General features: G+C 72.1%; 14 protein-coding genes. 7 read left to right on the top strand and 7 right to left on the bottom strand.

The window, feature by feature from the left end:
- Positions 1 to 99: 99 nt before the first annotated feature.
- Positions 100 to 408 carry a hypothetical protein gene (locus tag AB0C46_RS22325; RefSeq protein WP_362829748.1) on the bottom strand — a complete coding sequence of 103 codons (309 nt, stop codon included), beginning with the start codon at positions 406 to 408 and terminating at the stop codon, positions 100 to 102.
- A 239-nt stretch (positions 409 to 647) separates the two neighbouring features.
- On the opposite strand from AB0C46_RS22325, the gene AB0C46_RS22320 reads away from it, so the two are divergent.
- Positions 648 to 2,123 (top strand): FG-GAP-like repeat-containing protein, encoded by a 1,476-nt coding sequence (locus AB0C46_RS22320; RefSeq protein ID WP_362829747.1) that lies wholly within the window; start codon positions 648 to 650, stop codon positions 2,121 to 2,123.
- 763 nt (positions 2,124 to 2,886) lie between these two features.
- On the opposite strand, the gene AB0C46_RS22315 is transcribed toward AB0C46_RS22320, so the two are convergent.
- The 3 genes from AB0C46_RS22315 to AB0C46_RS22305 form a co-directional block, all read right to left on the bottom strand.
- Positions 2,887 to 4,524: a PTS transporter subunit EIIC gene (locus AB0C46_RS22315; RefSeq protein WP_362829746.1), complete on the bottom strand. Its 1,638-nt coding sequence runs from the start codon at positions 4,522 to 4,524 to the stop codon at positions 2,887 to 2,889.
- A gap of 86 nt (positions 4,525 to 4,610) precedes the next feature.
- Positions 4,611 to 5,549: an N-acetylmuramic acid 6-phosphate etherase gene (gene murQ / locus AB0C46_RS22310; protein ID WP_362829745.1), complete on the bottom strand. Its 939-nt coding sequence runs from the start codon at positions 5,547 to 5,549 to the stop codon at positions 4,611 to 4,613.
- Positions 5,550 to 5,678: 129 nt separating this feature from the next.
- Positions 5,679 to 6,626: a MurR/RpiR family transcriptional regulator gene (locus AB0C46_RS22305; protein ID WP_362829744.1), complete on the bottom strand. Its 948-nt coding sequence runs from the start codon at positions 6,624 to 6,626 to the stop codon at positions 5,679 to 5,681.
- A 131-nt stretch (positions 6,627 to 6,757) separates the two neighbouring features.
- Between AB0C46_RS22305 and AB0C46_RS22300 the strand changes: the two genes are divergently transcribed.
- The 3 genes from AB0C46_RS22300 to AB0C46_RS22290 all read left to right on the top strand — a co-directional run bounded on the left by AB0C46_RS22300 (position 6,758) and on the right by AB0C46_RS22290 (position 8,074).
- The gene (locus AB0C46_RS22300; protein ID WP_362829742.1) at positions 6,758 to 7,120 is read left to right on the top strand and encodes a hypothetical protein; all 363 of its coding nucleotides are present in this window, start codon (positions 6,758 to 6,760) and stop codon (positions 7,118 to 7,120) included.
- Positions 7,121 to 7,171: 51 nt separating this feature from the next.
- The gene (locus AB0C46_RS22295) at positions 7,172 to 7,465 is read left to right on the top strand and encodes a DUF4031 domain-containing protein (RefSeq protein ID WP_362829741.1); all 294 of its coding nucleotides are present in this window, start codon (positions 7,172 to 7,174) and stop codon (positions 7,463 to 7,465) included.
- Between the two features lie 66 nt (positions 7,466 to 7,531).
- Entirely contained in the window at positions 7,532 to 8,074 is a 543-nt protein-coding gene (locus tag AB0C46_RS22290; RefSeq protein WP_362829740.1) for a pyridoxamine 5'-phosphate oxidase family protein, read from the top strand.
- A 31-nt stretch (positions 8,075 to 8,105) separates the two neighbouring features.
- On the opposite strand, the gene AB0C46_RS22285 is transcribed toward AB0C46_RS22290, so the two are convergent.
- A complete protein-coding gene (locus tag AB0C46_RS22285) occupies positions 8,106 to 9,410 on the bottom strand; it encodes a Cmx/CmrA family chloramphenicol efflux MFS transporter (RefSeq protein ID WP_362829738.1) in 1,305 nt (434 codons plus the stop codon).
- 854 nt (positions 9,411 to 10,264) lie between these two features.
- On the bottom strand, positions 10,265 to 10,948 hold the full coding sequence (locus AB0C46_RS22280; RefSeq protein ID WP_362829737.1) for a hypothetical protein: 684 nt from the start codon (positions 10,946 to 10,948) through the stop codon (positions 10,265 to 10,267).
- Positions 10,949 to 11,232: 284 nt separating this feature from the next.
- Between AB0C46_RS22280 and AB0C46_RS22275 the strand changes: the two genes are divergently transcribed.
- Together AB0C46_RS22275 and AB0C46_RS22270 are read left to right on the top strand one after the other, a co-directional pair.
- On the top strand, positions 11,233 to 11,955 hold the full coding sequence (locus AB0C46_RS22275; protein ID WP_362829736.1) for a copper homeostasis protein CutC: 723 nt from the start codon (positions 11,233 to 11,235) through the stop codon (positions 11,953 to 11,955).
- Positions 11,956 to 12,188: 233 nt separating this feature from the next.
- The gene (locus AB0C46_RS22270; RefSeq protein ID WP_362829735.1) at positions 12,189 to 14,351 is read left to right on the top strand and encodes a serine/threonine-protein kinase; all 2,163 of its coding nucleotides are present in this window, start codon (positions 12,189 to 12,191) and stop codon (positions 14,349 to 14,351) included.
- Between the two features lie 65 nt (positions 14,352 to 14,416).
- Here AB0C46_RS22270 and AB0C46_RS22265 read toward each other — a convergent pair whose 3' ends face one another.
- Positions 14,417 to 16,543 carry an AAA family ATPase gene (locus tag AB0C46_RS22265; protein ID WP_362829733.1) on the bottom strand — a complete coding sequence of 709 codons (2,127 nt, stop codon included), beginning with the start codon at positions 16,541 to 16,543 and terminating at the stop codon, positions 14,417 to 14,419.
- A gap of 359 nt (positions 16,544 to 16,902) precedes the next feature.
- On the opposite strand from AB0C46_RS22265, the gene AB0C46_RS22260 reads away from it, so the two are divergent.
- Complete coding sequence (locus AB0C46_RS22260; protein ID WP_362829731.1) at positions 16,903 to 17,112, top strand: hypothetical protein; 210 nt, start codon at positions 16,903 to 16,905, stop codon at positions 17,110 to 17,112.
- The last annotated feature ends 29 nt before the right edge of the window (positions 17,113 to 17,141 follow it).

The following is a 17,141-nucleotide window of genomic DNA, read 5'->3' as shown; positions in this document are numbered from 1 at the left end:
GGGGGTGCCGCCCCGACGGCGTTCTTCGGGGCGGGCTGCGGGGTTTGCGGGGGGCCTGTGGGGTTTCCGGCGGGCGGTCTGCTGTGGGAAGGGGCGCGATCAGGGGCGCCGTGCCTGCTCCTTGCGCCGGATGAAGCAGCCCCCGACGCACAGGCCCCCGCTCACCGCCAGCAGGACGGCGCCGCCCACGGTGGCCGGTTCCGGCGGGGTGTCGAGATCCAGGTCCAGCGTGCTCTCGTAGGCCTGGACCACCCTGATGCCGTGCGCACCGGGCAGTTGTGGCGGCGGCACGTACGGCGGTGGCATCTCGCTCCAGAGCAGCATTGTCACGCCGCCGACGGCGAGGACGAGAGCGGTGCCCGCCACGATCAGCCTGGCGCGCCACGGGCGGCGTAACCGGATCCCCATGCGCCGAGCCTACTGTGCCCCGCCGGTACGGACCCCGGCCCGGACCTACCCCGCCACCCACACCTCTACTTCACGCCGTCTTCACTACTCCACCACAACCCTCCCCGCCCCTCATGGGTCTCCTGTGCGCCAACTGCCGTACGGGCATGGGAAGAACGCCTTCTGCTGCCCACGGCCGTCCGGCCCACCATTCAGCAGTGGATGCCCCGCGCATCCCGCAGGCAGCAGGAGAGCCCCGCATGCCCAAGCACCTCCGTATGACCCTGGCCACCGCGGCCGCCACCGCGCTGGCGGCCGGCCTGCTGACGGCCGCCACCGGCACCGCCTCCGCCGCGGACCGCGCCGCGTCGGCCGCCAACGGCCGCCAGGGCGACTTCAACGGCGACGGCTACCGCGATCTCGCCGTGGCCGCGCCCGCCGCGACCGTCGACGGAAAGAAGGCGGCCGGTGCCGTCACCGTGTTCTACGGTTCGGCGCACGGCGTGGACGCCTCCCGGCACACCACGTTGAGCCAGAACTCCCCGGGCGTGCCCGGCGCGGCCGAGGCCGACGACTTCTTCGGCGGAAGCCTCGCCGCCGGCGACTTCAACTCCGACGGCTTCGCCGACCTCGCCGTCGCCGCCCCGCACGAGGATGTCGCGGCCGACGCCGACGGCGGCACCCTGCAGATTCTGTGGGGCGCGTCCGGCGGCCTCTCCGGAAAGGGCAGCGCCACTCTCGCCGACCCCGCCCCCACCCTGCACGACCGTTTCGGCGCCGCGCTGGCCGCCGGCGACTTCGACCGCGACGGCAAAGTCGATCTGGCGGTTGGCGCCTCCTCCGCCACGCTGCATCTCTTCAAGGGCGGTATCAGCAAGGCCGCGAAGCCCGGCGCCCACACGGCCCTCGCCCTGCCCATCGTCGGCGAGGCCACCAACGGCATCCTCCAGCTGACCTCCGGCGAGGTCACCGGCCAGGGCTACTCCGATCTGGTGGTCAGCGCCTACGACAGGGAAGCGCCCCACTTCAGCACCAATTACTACCTGCCCGGCACCCCGGCCGGCCTCTCCGGCAGTCGCGTGAAGCGCCTGCCCGGCGGCTTCATCACCGCCATCGGCGATGTCAACGGCGACGGCTTCGGCGACCTCGTCACCGGCATGACCTTCGACGACCGGATCCCCGGCAGCACCAAGGGCGGCAAGGTCACTGTCATCCACGGCTCGGCGGGCGGTCCGCGTGTGGAGCTGACCGACACCATCACCCAGGAGTCCGGCGCGATACCCGGCAGCTCCGAGAAGGGCGACAACTTCGGCTTCGAGGTGACCCTCGGCGACATCAACGGCGACGGCCTGCAGGATCTGGCCATCGGCGCCGCGTACGAGACCCTCGACGGCGCGAGCAAGGCCGGTGCGGTGACCGTGCTGCGCGGCTCCCCCTCCGGCATCGACACCGCGCACCACATCCAGTACTTCCACCAGAACTCCCCGGGCGTCCCCGGCGCCAACGAGAAGGACGACCTCTTCGGCGGTGAGGTCTTCCTCTCCGACCTCAACGGTGACAAGAAGGCTGACCTGACCGTGGGCGCCGTCTACGAGGACGGCGGCAACGGCGCCCTCACCACCCTGCCCTCCGACGGCACCCGCCTCACCACCACCGGCTCCCGCTTCATCTCCCCGCCCGCAGCCGGCATCTCCACCGCGGGCGCCCCGGAGTTCGGCAGCATTGTGGTGGGGTGAAGGGTGAAGGGTGAAGGGTGAGGGGTGAGGGGTGAGGGGTGAAGAGGCGGGGGCCGGAGGTGCTTTGGTGAAGGCTTTCGCGTAACGGGCTATGTCAATTTCGCATTCTGCGGGATCTGCTTTGGGTGGGTCTTTGAGCGGGTCTTTGGGCGGGTCTTTGGGCGGGTCCAGGATTTTGCGAGGGAGAACTGGCGTCGGATCCTCCCTTCCCCCATCGCGGTGAACAATTTTGTTCGGGGTGTTCTGGGTTCCCGAAGCAGGTGTATCGACCTCGCGCTGATCTCGTGGGTCGGCCGCTCCGAATGCCTATTCGGCTGGGAGGGGAATTCCGGGGAGGGGGGTACCGCTCCGCGGGGGCCCGCTGCTGTTGGCGGTAGTCCTGTCAGTGGCCCTGCCGGTAGCCCTGCCGAAAGCCCCTGCCAGTAGGCGTCCGGTGGGAGTCGTTCGCCCTTGGAAATGCGGGCGCTCTCGGGGAGGCGTGAGCGGTACTCGGTGGGGAGGTGCGTCCGATCGTCGCGATATCGCCATGGGAGAGCTGTCGGATATCGGTGATCTCGTCATCGGGTTTTCTTCCAGCTCCCCTTCAACTGTTGACGTATCGTCAGCGACTCTCGCCTGCGGTCACTGGTTGCGCAAGGAGTGAAGCGGAGAGTGATGGAATGGGGCAATGCGGCCGATGGTTGGATGCCATGGAGGGGTGGGCATTAGCGCGTCGGCCAGGCAATATCTGGCATTTTGGGGCGGCTCGTGAGTTCCGCTCAATTCACGGTGTTCCCAGGCCGGCCGGTGTTCCGAGTGGGGTGGGGCTTCCTGTGGTTGTCGGGTCGGGCTCTGCGGCTGCGGGGGTGGGGGCGCTGTCAGGGTCGGCGTCCAGCTCTGCCCGCATCTGTTTGCTGAAGCCGAAGAAGTAGGTGGCGAGGAAGCCGACGAGGTAGCCGACGGCCAGGCCCAGGGCGTAGACGGTGAGGGTGGTGGTCAGGGTGTGGTTGCCCTTGACCAGGGGGAACAGGGCCCAGCCGGAGGGGCCGATGGCGGTGGAGCCGACGGCGTCGCCGAGTTGGTTGAAGAGGCCGACGAAGGCGCCGCCGAATGCGCCGCCCAGGCAGGCGGTGATGAAGGGGCGGCCCAGAGGGAGCGAGACGCCGTAGATCAGGGGTTCGCCGACGCCCAGGAAGCCTGCGGGCAGGGCGGACTTGATGGTTCTGCGGATCGAGCGGTTGCGGGGGAGGCGGAGGTAGACGGCGATCGCGGCGCCGACCTGGCCCGCTCCGGCCATGGCGAGGATCGGGAGCAGGACCGTGTAGCCCTGCTGCTCGATGAGGGTGGTGTGCAGGGGGATGAGCGCCTGGTGGAGGCCCAGCATGACGAGGGGGAGGAAGAGGCCGCCCAGGACGAAGCCGGCGAAGGCGCCGCCGTGGGTCAGCAGCCAGTTGGCGCAGGTGCCGATGGCGGTGGCGGCCTCGCCTGCGACGTACATCAGGCCGAAGAGGGTGGCCAGGCCCGTGACCAGGACCGTAAGGGTCGGGGTGACGAGGACGTCCAGCGCCTCGGGGACTGCCTTGCGGCACCGCTTCTCCACCTGGACGGCGAGCAGCGCCGCGGCCAGTGCGCCGAGTACGCCGCCCTGGCCGGGGGAGAGCGGCTGGCCGAAGGCCGTGATGTGGGTGATGCCGGGGAAGACGATGACCGCGGCGACCGCGCCGCCGAGGATGGGGGTGCCCCCGAATTCCTTGGCGGTGTTGTAGCCGACGAAGACGGCGATGAGGGACATGAAGCCGGAGGCCATGGCGGCGAGGGCGGGGACGACCGAGGGCAGCCATCCGAGGTTGGTCAGCAGGCCGTTGATGCCGGCGATGATGCCGCAGCCGATCAGGGCCGGGATCAGCGGGACGAAGATATTGGCGATCCGGCGGAGGAACAGCTTCACCGGGGTGGCGTTCCTGGACTTCTGCCGGGCCTTGAGGGCGGCGCCCTGGGCGGCCAGCTCCTCGGCGGTGGTGGTGGGTGGGGTGGGCGGTTGCTGGGTGGCGGTTGGTGGCCTGGGGGTTGGTGGCGTGGGGGGCGGTTCGGATTCCGGGGTGGTGGCCTTGGGGGCGAGGGGCGGTCCGGCGGGTTCCGGCTCGCCGGTGGGGGCCGAGGCGCGGGCCTGCGCCACCAGGCGCTCGAATTCGGGGGTGACCCGGGCGACCGTCCCGGGGCCCAGCACGATCTGGTACGTGTCGTCCTCGACCACGCCCATGACTGCCGGCAGTGCCTTGAGGGCCTCGTCCTGGACCAGGGAGCGGTCCTGGATGCCGAGGCGGAGCCGGGTCATGCAGTGGGCGATGGAGGTGAGGTTTCCGGCGCCGCCGACGAGAGGGAGGATCGCGGCAGCGGTGGCGCGGTTCTTGTCTTCGGGCATATGCGGTGCCTTGCTGTGCGGACAGACCAGGGGCGGGGGTCGGGGGCGGGGGCGTACGGGGTGGGGTGGGCGGGGAGCCGTGGGACTCAGTGGTCCTTGGTGGACTGGAGGGCTGCGCGGAGATGGCCGTCGGCAGCGTCGAGGAGGCGGGCGGCAGTGGGGGCGTCGACTTCGCCGAGGATGGTGAGGATGGCGTTCTTCACCTCGCCGTCCGTGCGGCGCAGGGCCTTCTCGATCTCCTGGTCGGAAGCGCCGGTGGCGAGCGCGACGATACGGCGCGAGCGGGCCCGCAGCTTCTCGTTGGAGGCGCGGACGTCGACCATCAGATTCCCGTAGGTCTTGCCCAGCCGGATCATGGTGATGGTCGAGAGCATATTGAGCACCAGCTTCTGGGCGGTGCCCGCCTTGAGCCGCGTGGAGCCGGTCAGCAGCTCGGGGCCGGCCACGATCTCGATACCGTGCTCGGCGGCCTCGGCCAGCGCCGAATCGGCATTGCAGGACAGGCCGATGGTCAGTGCGCCCAGGGCGCGGGCATGCTCGACGGCCCCGACCGCATAGGGCGTACGGCCGGAGGCCGAGATGCCGACGACGGTGTCCAGGTCGGTCAGGCCGATCGCGGTCAGATCCTCGACCGCGAACTTCGTGCTGTCCTCGGCGCCCTCGACCGCGTTGACCATCGCGGACGGGCCGCCCGCGATCAGCCCGAGCACCTCGGACGGGTCGGTGTTGAAGGTCGGGGGGCACTCGCTGGCGTCCAGCACCCCGAGGCGGCCGGCCGTGCCGGCGCCGGCGTAGATCAGCCGGCCGCCGCGGGCCATCCGAGCGGCGGTGGCGTCGATGGCGGCGGCGATCTCCGGGAGCCGCCGGGCGACGGCGGCGGGGACCGTGGCGTCCTCGTCGTTCATCGTCCGGGCGATCTCCAGGGTGGAGCGGCGGTCGATCTCGGCGAGCTCGGGCCGGAACGCCTCGGTGGTGAGGGTGTCCAACTGGGCGCGCAGAGGGTCGTGGTCGGTGGTGGAGGTCATGGCGTGGCGGCTCTCTTCGGGTCGGGCGCGTGGGGGCCGTGGCATTTCGGCTGCCCGCCGCCGGGTGCCGTCGTGCCCACCCGTGCCGCCCCGGCGGCATGGATGCCCACAACGGCGGGGCGGTGCGGGTCAGCGCTGGTTGTTGCGCGGCGAGTGGCGGTGGGCGAGGGCCTCGTAGGAGGCGGACAGCGCGGGGGCCGCGGTCTCGTACGTACGCTGCGCGACGCCTATGAACAGGCAGTCCACGACCAGCAGCTGACTCGTGCGGGACGACATGGCGGCCGGTCGCAGCTCGCTCTCGCGGGCCGTGGACGTGGTCAGGATGTGGTCCGCGTACGCGGCGATCTCGCCGTCCGGGCGGCCGGTGATGGCGATCGTCGTCGCGCCGTGGTCGAAGGCCACCCGCAGGGGCTCTATGACGTCGGTGGTCCGCCCGGAGTGGGTTATGGCGAGGGCGACATCGCCGGTGCGCATCTGTACGGCGTTCGTCACGGCCAGATGCGGGTCCGCGTGCGCATGCGCGATCAGGCCGATGCGCAGCAGCTTCTGGACGAGGTCCTGGCCGACGAGATTGGAGGCCCCGATGCCGTACACATCAATACGGCGGGCCCCGGCGAGCGCGGTGACGGCGGCTTCGAGCTGGGTGACGTCCAGTGCGGCGGCGGTGTCGGCCAGGCACTGCTGCTCCTCCTGCGCCAGCTTCGCGACGACATCGACGAGGGAGTCGTCGACCGCTATGTCCGCGGTCACCGCGGGCGCGCCGCCGGCCGCCTGCTGGGCGGCGAGCGCGGCGAGGGCGAGGCGCAGGTCGCGGTAGCCCGGGTAGCCGAGCAGCCGGGACGTCCGTACGACGGTGGCCTCGCTGGTGCCCGTGCGCTCCGCGAGGCCGGTGACGGTGAGGGCGGCGCAGCCGGCCGGGTCGCTCGCGACGGTCTCCGCGACCCGCTGCATGGAGCGGGTCATCGTCGGCGCGAGGGTGCGGACCTTGGCGGCCAGCGCCGCGGGGGCGGGTGGGGCCGGGGCCGGTCGGGTCTCGACGGGCGCGTCCTTGAAAGTTTCCTTCACGCTGCTGCTCACGCTTGAAAAGTAATTTCATCGACGGCTCGGCGTCAATACCCTCTGTGAGTGCTGTGGACAGAGCGCATGATCCCGCGGCGGGCTGTGGACAACTCCGCTCGGCGGCCGGCGGCCGGGAGACAATGGGGGGCATGGAGATGGAACAGGCATTGCACGCCGCGCGGGCGCTGGTGCTCGCCGACCTGATGGCGGACGAGGTGGCCGACGCCGACATCGTCTCGCTCGTGGAGGATGCGGTCGTCCACCGCCGGTGGTGGGTGGAGCAATGGCCTGAAGGAGCGGAATTCGTCGCCGGACTGATAGCGCAGGACGTCCAGGACGCCCTCCTGGACCGGTACGGCCGCTGGCCGCTGTGCCCCGTGTGCACGGAGTCGGGGGATCCCCATGCACTCGATGTCGAACCGGAGTTGGGGACCGATCCGCACTGGGTCTGCCCCAAGACAGCCGTCGCGGTGGCCCGAGTCGGCCGGCTCGGCGCCCCGACGGAAGGCTGAGGTGGTTGATGGTGCGGCGGACCGACATCGCGATCCGGCCGGAGCGCTGACGTGGCGATCTACATCGATCCGCCCACCTGGCCGGGGCACGGCCGGATGTGGTCGCATCTGGTCAGCGACCACTCCTTCGACGAACTGCACGCCTTCGCGGCGCGGCTCGGCGCGCCCCGGCGGGCATTCGAGCGTGACCACTACGACCTGCCGGCGGAGCGGTACGGCGATGCGGTGCGCGCCGGGGCCGTGGAAGTCGGCTGCAAGGAGCTGCTGCGCCGGCTGACCGCCGCCGGGCTGCGTCGCCCCAAGAACCGGCCGGCGCCCCGTACGGCCCGTCGCGGCGCGTCGTAGCGGCGGCGCGGCGGCGGGTCCCCGCACGATGGGCCTGACCGTGCGCCGCACCGAAAGGGGACAGTCATGTCAGCCAGCGAACAGGGCGGACCACCGGCCACCGACCTCGACCCGGACTACAGCAGTGCGGACGCCACGGCGACCGCATGGCCCGCGGCCGTCGGCGGGATGACCGAGGCCGAGATCTTCTGGCTCACCACCGTCCGGCCCGACGGCCGCCCGCATGTCACCCCGCTGCTCGCCGTCTGGTCGGACGGTGCGCTGCACTTCTGCACCGGCCCCGGCGAGCGCAAGGCCAAGAACCTCGAATCCAACGCGCACTGTGTGCTGACGACCTCGACGGCCGGCGGCAACGACCTGCACGCGGGGCTCGATGTGGTCGTCGAGGGCGACGCGGTGCGGGTGCACGACGAGCCCACGCTGCGCCGGCTGGCCGATCTCTACGTCGAAAAGTACGGCAGCGACTGGCACTTCGACGTCCGCGACGGTGCGTTCCACGGGGAGGGCAACCGGGCCGTGGTCTTCCGGGTCGAGCCGGTCACGGCCTTCGGGTTCGGGCGGGGCGAGACCTACAGCCAGACACGGTGGACGTTCGACGGCGGCGGGTGAACGGCGGGGGCGCGCGGCGCCCCCGCGGGGCTCAGTGGTGCCGTCCCGTCCCCGTCGCCTCCGCGGTCTTCGCCAGCTGCGCCGTCGCCGTGGCCTCCGCGGCGGGGGTGGCGGTGGCGGTGGCGGTGGCGGAGGAGGCGATCAGCCGGGAGTGGTGCGTCGCCCGGTGCAGCCGGAACGCGAGGGCAGTGGTGACCACGGCCCCCGCCGCCAGCGCGGCGCCGGTCCACGCCACGGACGGGTAGCCCCAGCCCGCGCCGATGGCCAGCCCGCCGAGCCAGGGGCCCAGGGTGTTGCCGATGTTGAACGCGGCGGTGGTGGTCGCACCGGCCAGCGTCGGCGCGGCGTTCGCGACGTTGAACATCCGGGCGTTGAGGGCCGGGGCCGTGGTGAACGCGGTCACCCCGAGCATCAGCGAGAGCGCGACGGCGGCGACCGGGCTGTGCGCGGTCAGCGCCAGGACGGCCAGCACGACGGTGGATGCGGCGATACCGCCGAAGAGCGTCCCGAAGAGGTGTGCGTCGGCGATCCGGCCGCCGATGAAGGTACCCGTCAGCGCGCCGACGCCGAAGAGTGCGAGGACCGTCGGTACCCAGCTCTCGGCGAGGCCGGCGGTGTCGGTCAGCAGCGGCGAGAGGTACGAGAAGAGCGCGAAGACCGCGGCGCCGTTCAGGGCCGTGGCGGTCAGGGCCAGCCAGACCTGCTTGTCCTTGTAGATGGTCAGCTCACGGCGCAGCTGCGGGCGGTCCTCGCCGGTGGGTACGGCCGTACGCGGCACCAGCGCGATCACGCCTATCAGGCCGATCGCGGCCAGCCCCGCCACGGCCCAGAAGGCGGCGCGCCAGCCGGCGTGCTGGCCGAGCAGTGCGCCGGCCGGGACGCCCGCGATGTTGGCGATGCTCAGGCCGCCGACCATCACGGCCATGGCGCGGGCCCGCGCGGTCACCGGCACCAGTGAGACGGCGACCGCCGCGCCGACCGCCCAGAACCCGGCGCAGGCCAGTGCGCTCACGATGCGCGAGGCGAACAGCACGCCGTAGGAGGGGGCCAGCGCGCCCGCCACCTGGCCGAGGCCGAAGACCGCGAGCAGTGCGATCAGTGTCGTGCGCCGCGGGAGCCGGAGCGTTGCGGCGGCGAGTACGGGGGCGCCGATCACCATGCCGATCGCGAAGGCCGACACCAGCAGCCCGGCCTGCGGGATGGAGACGTCCAGGTCGCGGGCGAGCGGCTGGAGGATGCCGGAGAGCATGAACTCGGACGTGCCCAGAGCAAAGACGGACAGGCCGAGGACGTATACGGCGATGGGCAGGCGGGGGCGGTCGGACTGTGCTGGCATGACAGCTACTAACAGCGATAGGACTGCTTACATTCCCGGCTCGGCTGAATTCTGCGGCTCCGCGTGTGGGGTGGGTGCGGGTTTGCCGTGGGCTGGGTGCGGGTGCGGGTGCGGGTTGCTGTGGGCTGGGGCCGGTGCGGGTTGCCGTGGGCTTGCGCCGGTGCGCCTACGGGTTGTGGGTGGTGGGTCGGAGGGGACGCCCGGTAAGCCGTCCTCGGCGCGGGCGGCCCTGGTCCCTGAGGTTCCTCGCCCCGTTGTTCGCTCCGGGTCCTGCGGGCGGCTCACCGGACATCCCCTCCGACCTCCGTACGTGGGCGGCTGTCCCGCCGTACCGATCACCGTCACGACCATGCGCGGCACCTCTTGGCAGGGGCCTGGCCGGGCCACCCGCACCTTGGGCGGCGGGCGAGGTGGGGCGGTGACGGGCGGTGTCACCGGGCGGCAGTCGGCAACGTTGGACGGTTGGAGGGGATGTACCGGTGCCCGCCCGCAGGACTGGAGCGAACGCCGGGGTACTCAATCGCACGGAGCCGCGTCGCCCGCGCCGTGGGGGCACCTCCCGGCCGAAGGCTGGGGGAGGGTACCGGTGCGTCCCCTCCAGCCCCCGCGGCAACCACAAACCCCGCAACACCCCAGCCCCCACCGACCCGAGCGGAACACACGAGACCCGCAAACCCCAGCCCCCACGAAGCCGGACGGCGGGTATGCACAACACAAGCCCCCACCGACCCTCACGGCACACACGAGACCCGCAAAACCGTCAGCTCCCACGAAGCCGGACGGCGGGTACGCACAACACAAGCCCCCACCGGACCCCGCAGAACGCACGAGACCCCCAAGCCCCAGCCTCCCCCCTACGCCCCCCGCAGCAGATCCAGTTCCGTGGTGAGGTTGCGGCGGGCGGTGTGTTCCCAGAGGTCGTAGCCGCGGGGGGTGCGGAAGAGGCGTGGCAGGGAGAGGAGTTGGGCCAGGACGGCGGAGCGGCCGGCGGTGAAATCGGGGTCGGGGACGAAGGCGTACTCGTCGCGGACCGCGGCGGCGTAGGCGGCGTACTGGTCGGGGGAGCCGGCGAGCACCGCGAGGTCCGCGTCGCACAGCACCTCGCCGTCGGGGTCGTCGGGCGCCGGGTCGTGGGTGACGGTGAGCCGCACCAGGCGGGCAACCTCGGCCGTGCGGGCCGCGCCGATGCCCAGCTCGGGCAGTGCGCGTTCGGCGAGGGCCGCGCTGCGCTCCTCGTTCTCGGAGCGGTCCGGGCGGTACACGGCGTCGTGGAACCAGGCTGCCAACTGGACGGTGGGCAAGTCGTCGGTGTGTTTGGCCAGTTCGTCGATGCGATACAGGACCGCGGCCAGATGGTCGACGGTGTGGTAGCGGCGTTGTGGTTCGCGCCAGCGGGACAGGAGGTTGTCCGCGTACGGGGCGGGGTCGGGGGCCGTGGGGTTCTTGGTGCCGCGGGCCGCGGTGACGGTGTTGGCCCAGCGCTGCCGCAGCTCCGGCGCCGGGTCGGTGGTGTCTGCCGTACGGGGCACGGGGTTCATACCAGCCATTGTGCCTCGCACCCCCGCGCATTCCGGGGCGGAGCGTGAGGTCCGGTCAGGTTTGCGGGTCGTCGCGGCAGGAGAGGGTGGCGACCGTCCCAGCGGCCTGGGGGAGGTGTTCGGTAAACCTGCGCGAATGCCGGAGGCGTATGGGCGGATTCCGGGCGTGCCGGTGGTGTCCGGTGTCCGGAAGGGCGGGCGGCCCTTACCCTGGGATATTGGACTAGACCTGTTGTGGGGTCTGAGGTCCGTCTCGTCAGGTCGTCATCGAAGGATTGGGTCATATGAGCAAGCGCGCGCTGCTGGAGGTGATCGCGCTCGGCCCGCAGGACGCGGTCGCCGCCGAGGCCGGCGGGGCCGATCGTCTGGAGCTGGTGACGGACATGGCGGCGGACGGGCTCACCCCGCCCCGGGCCACGTTCGCGGCGATCCGGGCGGCTGTCGGCCTTCCGCTGCGGGTGATGCTGCGGGCCGCCGACGGCTTTGCGGCCGGTGACGTGGCGGCGCTGTGCGAGGAGGCCGCGGCGCTGCGGGCGGAGGGTGCCGAGGAGTTCGTCCTCGGATTTCTCACGCCGGACGGGCGGCCGGATCTTGCTGCGGTGACGGCGCTGGCCGAGGTGATCGACGGCTGCCGGTGGACCTTCCACCGGGCCATCGACCGGGCGGCCGACCGGGACGCGCTGCGCAAGGAGCTGGCCGGGGCGGCCGGCGCCGCGGGGCTCGACACCTATCTGACGGCTGGGTCCGCGCAGGGGGTCGACGGGGGGCTGCCGACGCTGCTGGCCGAGCAGGCGCGTACGGCGGCGGGCGAGCCCGGGTATGCGCCGCGGATCCTGGTCGGCGGTGGACTCGGGCTCGGCCATCTGCCGGCGTTGCGGGCAGCCGGTCTCGACGCGTTCCACATCGGGGGCGCGGCCCGGCCCGCCGGCTGGTCGGCGCCGGTGGAGGCGGCCGCGGTACGGGAGTGGCGGGAGGCGCTGGATCAGCCCGTCGCTCAGCGGGTCTGAGGCCTGAGGCCTGAGGGCCTGAGGGTCTGAGGGTCTGAGGGTCTGAGGGATCTGAGGGATCTGAGGGGGGTGAGGTCTGAGGGGCTCAGGGGTCTGCGGGGGCCGGTCCCCGAGGGGGAGTGGAGGCTGTTGTGCCCTCGGGCGCCCCGCCCGACCCGCTTCCTCAACTCCCTTTGCCATGGCACTGTTTGACGAGTGTCACGGTGGGGGGACCAGGGGGAGGGTGACACGGCATGACAGGTAGGGGAGTCAAGCCGCTCGGCGGTGATGACCCGCAGCGGCTCGGCGTCTACCGGATGCTGGGGCGGCTCGGCTCGGGTGGCATGGGGCGGATCTATCTGGCGCGGTCCACGGTCGACGGGTCGCTGGCCGCGGTCAAGACGCTGCTCGCCGAGGGGGTCGTCAGCGAGACGGACCGGCGGCGGTTCGCGCGTGAGGTGACGCTGGCCCGGCGGATCGACAGCGTCCACACGGCACGGGTGCGCGACGCCGACCCGGACGCCGAACTGCCCTGGATGGCCATCGAGTACATACCGGCGCCCGCACTGTCCGAGCTCGTCCGCAGCGCGGGACGGCTGCCCGGCTCCGCGGTGCGCTGGATCGCGGCGGGTACCGCGCAGGCCCTGGTGATCCTGCACGACGAGGGCATCGTCCACCGGGACGTCAAACCCCAGAACATCCTGCTGCCGCTGGCCGGGCCCCGGCTCATCGACTTCGGCATCTCGCACGCCAACGACATCACGCGGACGTCGCTGACGCTGGGCACCGTCGCCTTCACCTCGCCGGAGCAGGCCCGCGCCGAGGCGTCCACCACGGCGTCCGATGTGTACTCGCTGGGTGCGACGCTGTTTTATCTCGCCGTCGGCCGCCCGCCGTACCCCGAAACCGATGACACGATCCGGCTGCTGACGCTCGTCCAGCGCGGCGCCCTCGATCTGACCGGGCTGCCCCGGGAACTGGCCCCGCTGATCCGCCCGTGCCTGGCCGCCGGTCCGGACGAGCGGCCCGAACCCGCCGATCTGCTGCGGCAGTTCCTGGAAGAACTCGACCGGATGCCGACCTCGCGGCGCGGCGAGCGCTGGCTGCCGCCGCGGTGGACCGCACTGATCGGGGAGTACGAGGCGTACGGGCGGTCCTTACGGAAGGCCGGGGGCGCGCCGCCCCCTACGGCCGACGCGCGCACGCAACAGGTCCCGCCGCCGGAGCCCACCCGCGTCTACACCCAGGAACGGGCCGCGCGTCAGAGGCAGGAAGAGCGGGCCGCGCGCCGGAAGCAGGAGGAACAAGCCGCGCGTCAGAAGCAGGAGGAGCGGGCCCGCGCCGAGCGGGAGCGCGAGGCGCGCAAGGCCCGGGAGCGCGAGGAGGCGGAGGGCCGTGAGCAGGCGCAGGCCAGGGCGCGGGCGACCGCGCAGGCTGCGGAGAAACAGCGGCGCGAACGCGCCGAGCGGGAGCGGCAGAAGCGCACCGAAGACGCGCTGCGGGAACAGCGGGTACGGGCGGCCTCGGCGCAGACCGCCCCGCGCGCCTCGGCCAAGACGTCGCCCGCCCCGCAGCCCGCCCCGCAGCCCGCCAACTCCTCGTCCGGCGGCGGCTGCTTCTGGGGGGTGCTCCTGTGCATCGCGTTCGTGGTCTTCCTCTGGAAGCCCTGGAACGCCGAGGACACCTCCGGCTCGTCGAGCGGTACATCCAGCGGCACGTCCAGCAGTGCGTCCAGCGGTACGTCCAGCGGTACGTACTCAAGTGGCGGGGCGAGTTCGGGGGCGTCGAGTGGCACGTACTCAAGTGGCGGGACCGGTTCCGGGGTGTCGGCCGGTACGTCCACGAGCGGCGGGTCGAGTTCGGGGGCGTCGAGCGGTACGTCCACCGGCGGAGGGATCGGTTCCCGGCCGACGGCCGCCGTGTCCCGGACCCCGAGCCCGGTCGATGCGGCCTTCGCCGCCGTACGGGCCGGTGACTGCCTCGACGCCTACCAGGACGGCTACGGCAACTGGAGCCGTCCGGCGCCGGTGCGGGTCGGCTGTGGGGCCGCCAGTGCGTATCTGCGGGTGCTGCGGGTGACCGGGGCCGGGAGCTGTCCGTCCGGGGGCGGACGGGGCGGCTGGTGGCACAGCGGTGTGGGCTCCTCGTCCACGAACCTGTGTGTGGAGCGGCAGTTCCGCAACGGCCAGTGCTTCCTGGCCAAGGCCCGGGGCGGCCGGCCCGGCCCGGCGAACCTGCTCACCGCCTGGAACTGCAGCGCCGACCGGGTGCCCCGGGAATTCAGCTACATCATGCAGGTCACGGCCGTCCTGCGGGCGTCGGCGGGCACCGGCGCCTGCCCGGGGGAGCCGGGCCGCTACCGCTACTCCTGGAACGTCTACGACGGCAGGACCATGATCTGCGCCAAGGTCGCCTGACGCCGTCGCGTCAGGCGCCGTGCCCCCGGCGTGCCCCCGGCTGGTCCCCGCACACCCCCGGTCCCTCAGCGGCCGGTCAGCTGATCCGGCAGCGCCGCCGCATGGACCACCGTCAGCCCGGACACCGGCCGGGTCAGACAGACGTACAGGCGGCGCAGCCCGGTCCGTTCGTCCGGTTCGCCGTCGACGATCGCGGCCGGCTCGTCCAGGACCACGTAGTCGTACTCCAGGCCCTTGGCGAGAGTGGCGGGTACCAGCGTCAGCCGGGCCTCGGCCGAAGTCTCCTCGCCGGGGGCCAGACAGCTCACGCCCGCCGCCTCCAGGGCGGTGCGCAGCGCCGGAATCCGGGCCGCCGCGGCGATCAGTCCGATCGAGCCCTCCTTCGTCAGCGCGTCGTCGCAGGCGGTGAGGGTGGCGGCGGTCAGGTCCGCCGCTTCGACGGTACGGATCTCGAAGTCGCCCGCCGACTCACGGATCGAGGTGGCCTCCGTCAGATCGGGGGCGATGGCGGGCAGCAGCCGGGACGCATAGGCGATGACCTCGCGCGGTACGCGGAAGCCCTGCGTGAGTTCCTCGACGGCCGAACCGGGCTTCCCCAGGTGGGTCAGCGCCTCCTCCCAGGTGTTGGTGGCCCAGGGGGTGGTGCCCTGGGCGATATCGCCGAGGATGGTCGCGGAGCCGGTCGTGCACCGGCGGCCGACCGCGCGGTACTGCATGGGGGAGAGGTCCTGGGCCTCGTCGAGGACCACATGGCCGAGCGACGGGGTGCGCGCGACCAGATCCATCGCCTCGTCGATCAACACCGCGTCCGCGGCGGACCACTTGGCGCTCTTCACGCTGCGGGCCGCCCGCTTTCCCGATCCGGGCTGCGTCCACAGGATCGCCTTCTGCTCCTCGGGGGTCAGGATCCCCTCGGCCTGCTCGGCGAGGAACTCCGCATCGCCCAGCAGCCGCAGCACCAGCTTCGCCGGGTCGACCGGCGGCCAGACCGCCTTGACCGCGGCCTTCACGGCGGCGTTACGGGCCACCGCGTCCTGCACCCGGTCGTCCGGGGCCTCGCCCGCCTGTTCCATCCGGACCAGCACGGCATGGGCGATCCGCTGCGGCAGCGCCTCACGGGCCGCGCCGTAGCGGATCTCCCGGTCCCGCAACTCCCCGACGATCTCTTCCAGTTCATAGGCCGGTACGCGCCAGCGGCGGGAGCCGCGGACGACCACACAGGGCTCCTGCGGCATCGTGATGTGCGAGCGGACCGCCCGCCGCAGCACCTCCGCCATCCGCGCGTCGCCCTTGACCATCGCGGCGGCCGTCTCGTCCGTACCGCGCACCTCCACATGCCCGACCAGGTCGTCGACCGTGGCCTGTTTGACCTCCAGTTCGCCGAGGGCCGGCAGCACCTGCTCGATGTAGTGCAGGAAGGAGCGGTTCGGGCCGATGACGAGGGTGCCGGAGCGGGCCAGCCGCTCGCGGTGCGCATAGAGCAGATATGCCACCCGGTGCAGACCGACCGCCGTCTTTCCGGTGCCCGGCGCGCCCTGGACGCAGACCGAGCCGCCGATGCCGGCGCGCACGATCTCGTCCTGCTCCGGCTGGATGGTGGCAACGATGTCCCGCATGGGGCCGACGCGCGGACGCTCGATCTCGGACTGGAGCAGGGCGCTGGTCCGGGCGGCCTCGGTCGGGTCGGTGAGGTGCTCGTCCTCGTACGCGGTCAGCTCACCGCCCGTGTAGCCGAAACGGCGGCGCAGTTTGAGGTCCATCGGGTCCTTCTTGGAGGCCCGGTAGAACGGCTGGGAGACGGGCGCGCGCCAGTCGATGACCATGGGGTCGCCGTCGGCGTCGTGGACGTGCCGCCGGCCGATGTAGAAGTTCTCTCCCGCGGCGCCCTCGGCGAGGTCGAGGCCGGGCGCATGGAGATAGTCGAGGCGGCCGAAGAAGAGCGGGGTGTGGGAGAGGTCGGCGAGTGCCTTGATCCGGGCGTCGATCTCGCCCTGGAGGACCTCGGCGTTGACCCAGTTCGCGGTGACATCGGCGATGTTCAGCGCCTCGGCGTCCGCCCGCATCGCGCGCAGGGCGGTGCGGGAGGCGGCGAGGTGGGACTTTTCGCGGTGGAGCGGGTCGTCGGATGCCGGCCGGGGGCCGGAGCTCTCGGTGCGCGGCTCCGTGGTCGGGTGGTGGGCGTGCGAGGGCACGGCGTTGCCTCCGTGGCGGGTACGTCGGCGGGCGCGCGCCGAGGAGCGCGGGCGCGGCGGGCCGGTGTCGGTGCACAGCGCGGGTCATGCGGTGTGCGGTCAGCGGCGTGAAGCGAAGAGCCGACCGGTTTCCGACCGGACGGCGGCACTCCTCGACGGGAGGCAGGCAGACGCGCGATTGTAGTCAGCGGCGCAAGAGGGCGCCAACGGATTTACGACGGGCCGCGGCGGCTTCCTCGGCGCCCGGCTGCCGTAGACCTCCCGTAGGGGACGGGATGGGTCCGAAGACGGACGTCCGGCCCTCAGGGATGGACCTATGGACCGATGTGCTGCAATCGCGTGAATTTCATCATGGAGTCATGAGCAGCGCAGCGATTCCCCCAGGTTCTGTCCACCCCGTCTCCCGCCACCCGGCCAAGGGCGCCACCGCCCTCGGCCTCGACACCAAGCGCGATGCGGCGGCCGCCCATGAGCACCGTCATGTCGTGGGCAACGCCCTCCACGCGATCAAGGTCTTCGCCGTGGCCGCCTTCAGCGTCGCCGTCATGGGCGAGTACGCGGACGACTGATCCGCGAACGACTGATCCCGCGGATGACT

Origin of the sequence: Streptomyces sp. NPDC048637, from assembly GCF_040650675.1 — a bacterium.
Lineage (GTDB): Bacteria > Actinomycetota > Actinomycetes > Streptomycetales > Streptomycetaceae > Streptomyces.
The sequence above is the reverse complement of the archived record's forward strand: the minus strand, read 5'-3'. Positions and strand labels throughout refer to the sequence as shown.

Bases quoted from the DNA above. Each gene is read 5' to 3' on its own strand.
- AB0C46_RS22325 (WP_362829748.1), bottom strand. From the start codon at position 408: ATGGGGATCCGGTTACGCCGCCCGTGGCGCGCCAGGCTGATCGTGGCG.
- AB0C46_RS22320 (WP_362829747.1), top strand. From the start codon at position 648: ATGCCCAAGCACCTCCGTATGACCCTGGCCACCGCGGCCGCCACCGCG.
- AB0C46_RS22315 (WP_362829746.1), bottom strand. From the start codon at position 4,524: ATGCCCGAAGACAAGAACCGCGCCACCGCTGCCGCGATCCTCCCTCTC.
- murQ (WP_362829745.1), bottom strand. From the start codon at position 5,549: ATGACCTCCACCACCGACCACGACCCTCTGCGCGCCCAGTTGGACACC.
- AB0C46_RS22300 (WP_362829742.1), top strand. From the start codon at position 6,758: ATGGAGATGGAACAGGCATTGCACGCCGCGCGGGCGCTGGTGCTCGCC.
- AB0C46_RS22290 (WP_362829740.1), top strand. From the start codon at position 7,532: ATGTCAGCCAGCGAACAGGGCGGACCACCGGCCACCGACCTCGACCCG.
- AB0C46_RS22285 (WP_362829738.1), bottom strand. From the start codon at position 9,410: ATGCCAGCACAGTCCGACCGCCCCCGCCTGCCCATCGCCGTATACGTC.
- AB0C46_RS22280 (WP_362829737.1), bottom strand. From the start codon at position 10,948: ATGAACCCCGTGCCCCGTACGGCAGACACCACCGACCCGGCGCCGGAG.
- AB0C46_RS22275 (WP_362829736.1), top strand. From the start codon at position 11,233: ATGAGCAAGCGCGCGCTGCTGGAGGTGATCGCGCTCGGCCCGCAGGAC.
- AB0C46_RS22270 (WP_362829735.1), top strand. From the start codon at position 12,189: ATGACAGGTAGGGGAGTCAAGCCGCTCGGCGGTGATGACCCGCAGCGG.
- AB0C46_RS22260 (WP_362829731.1), top strand. From the start codon at position 16,903: ATGAGCAGCGCAGCGATTCCCCCAGGTTCTGTCCACCCCGTCTCCCGC.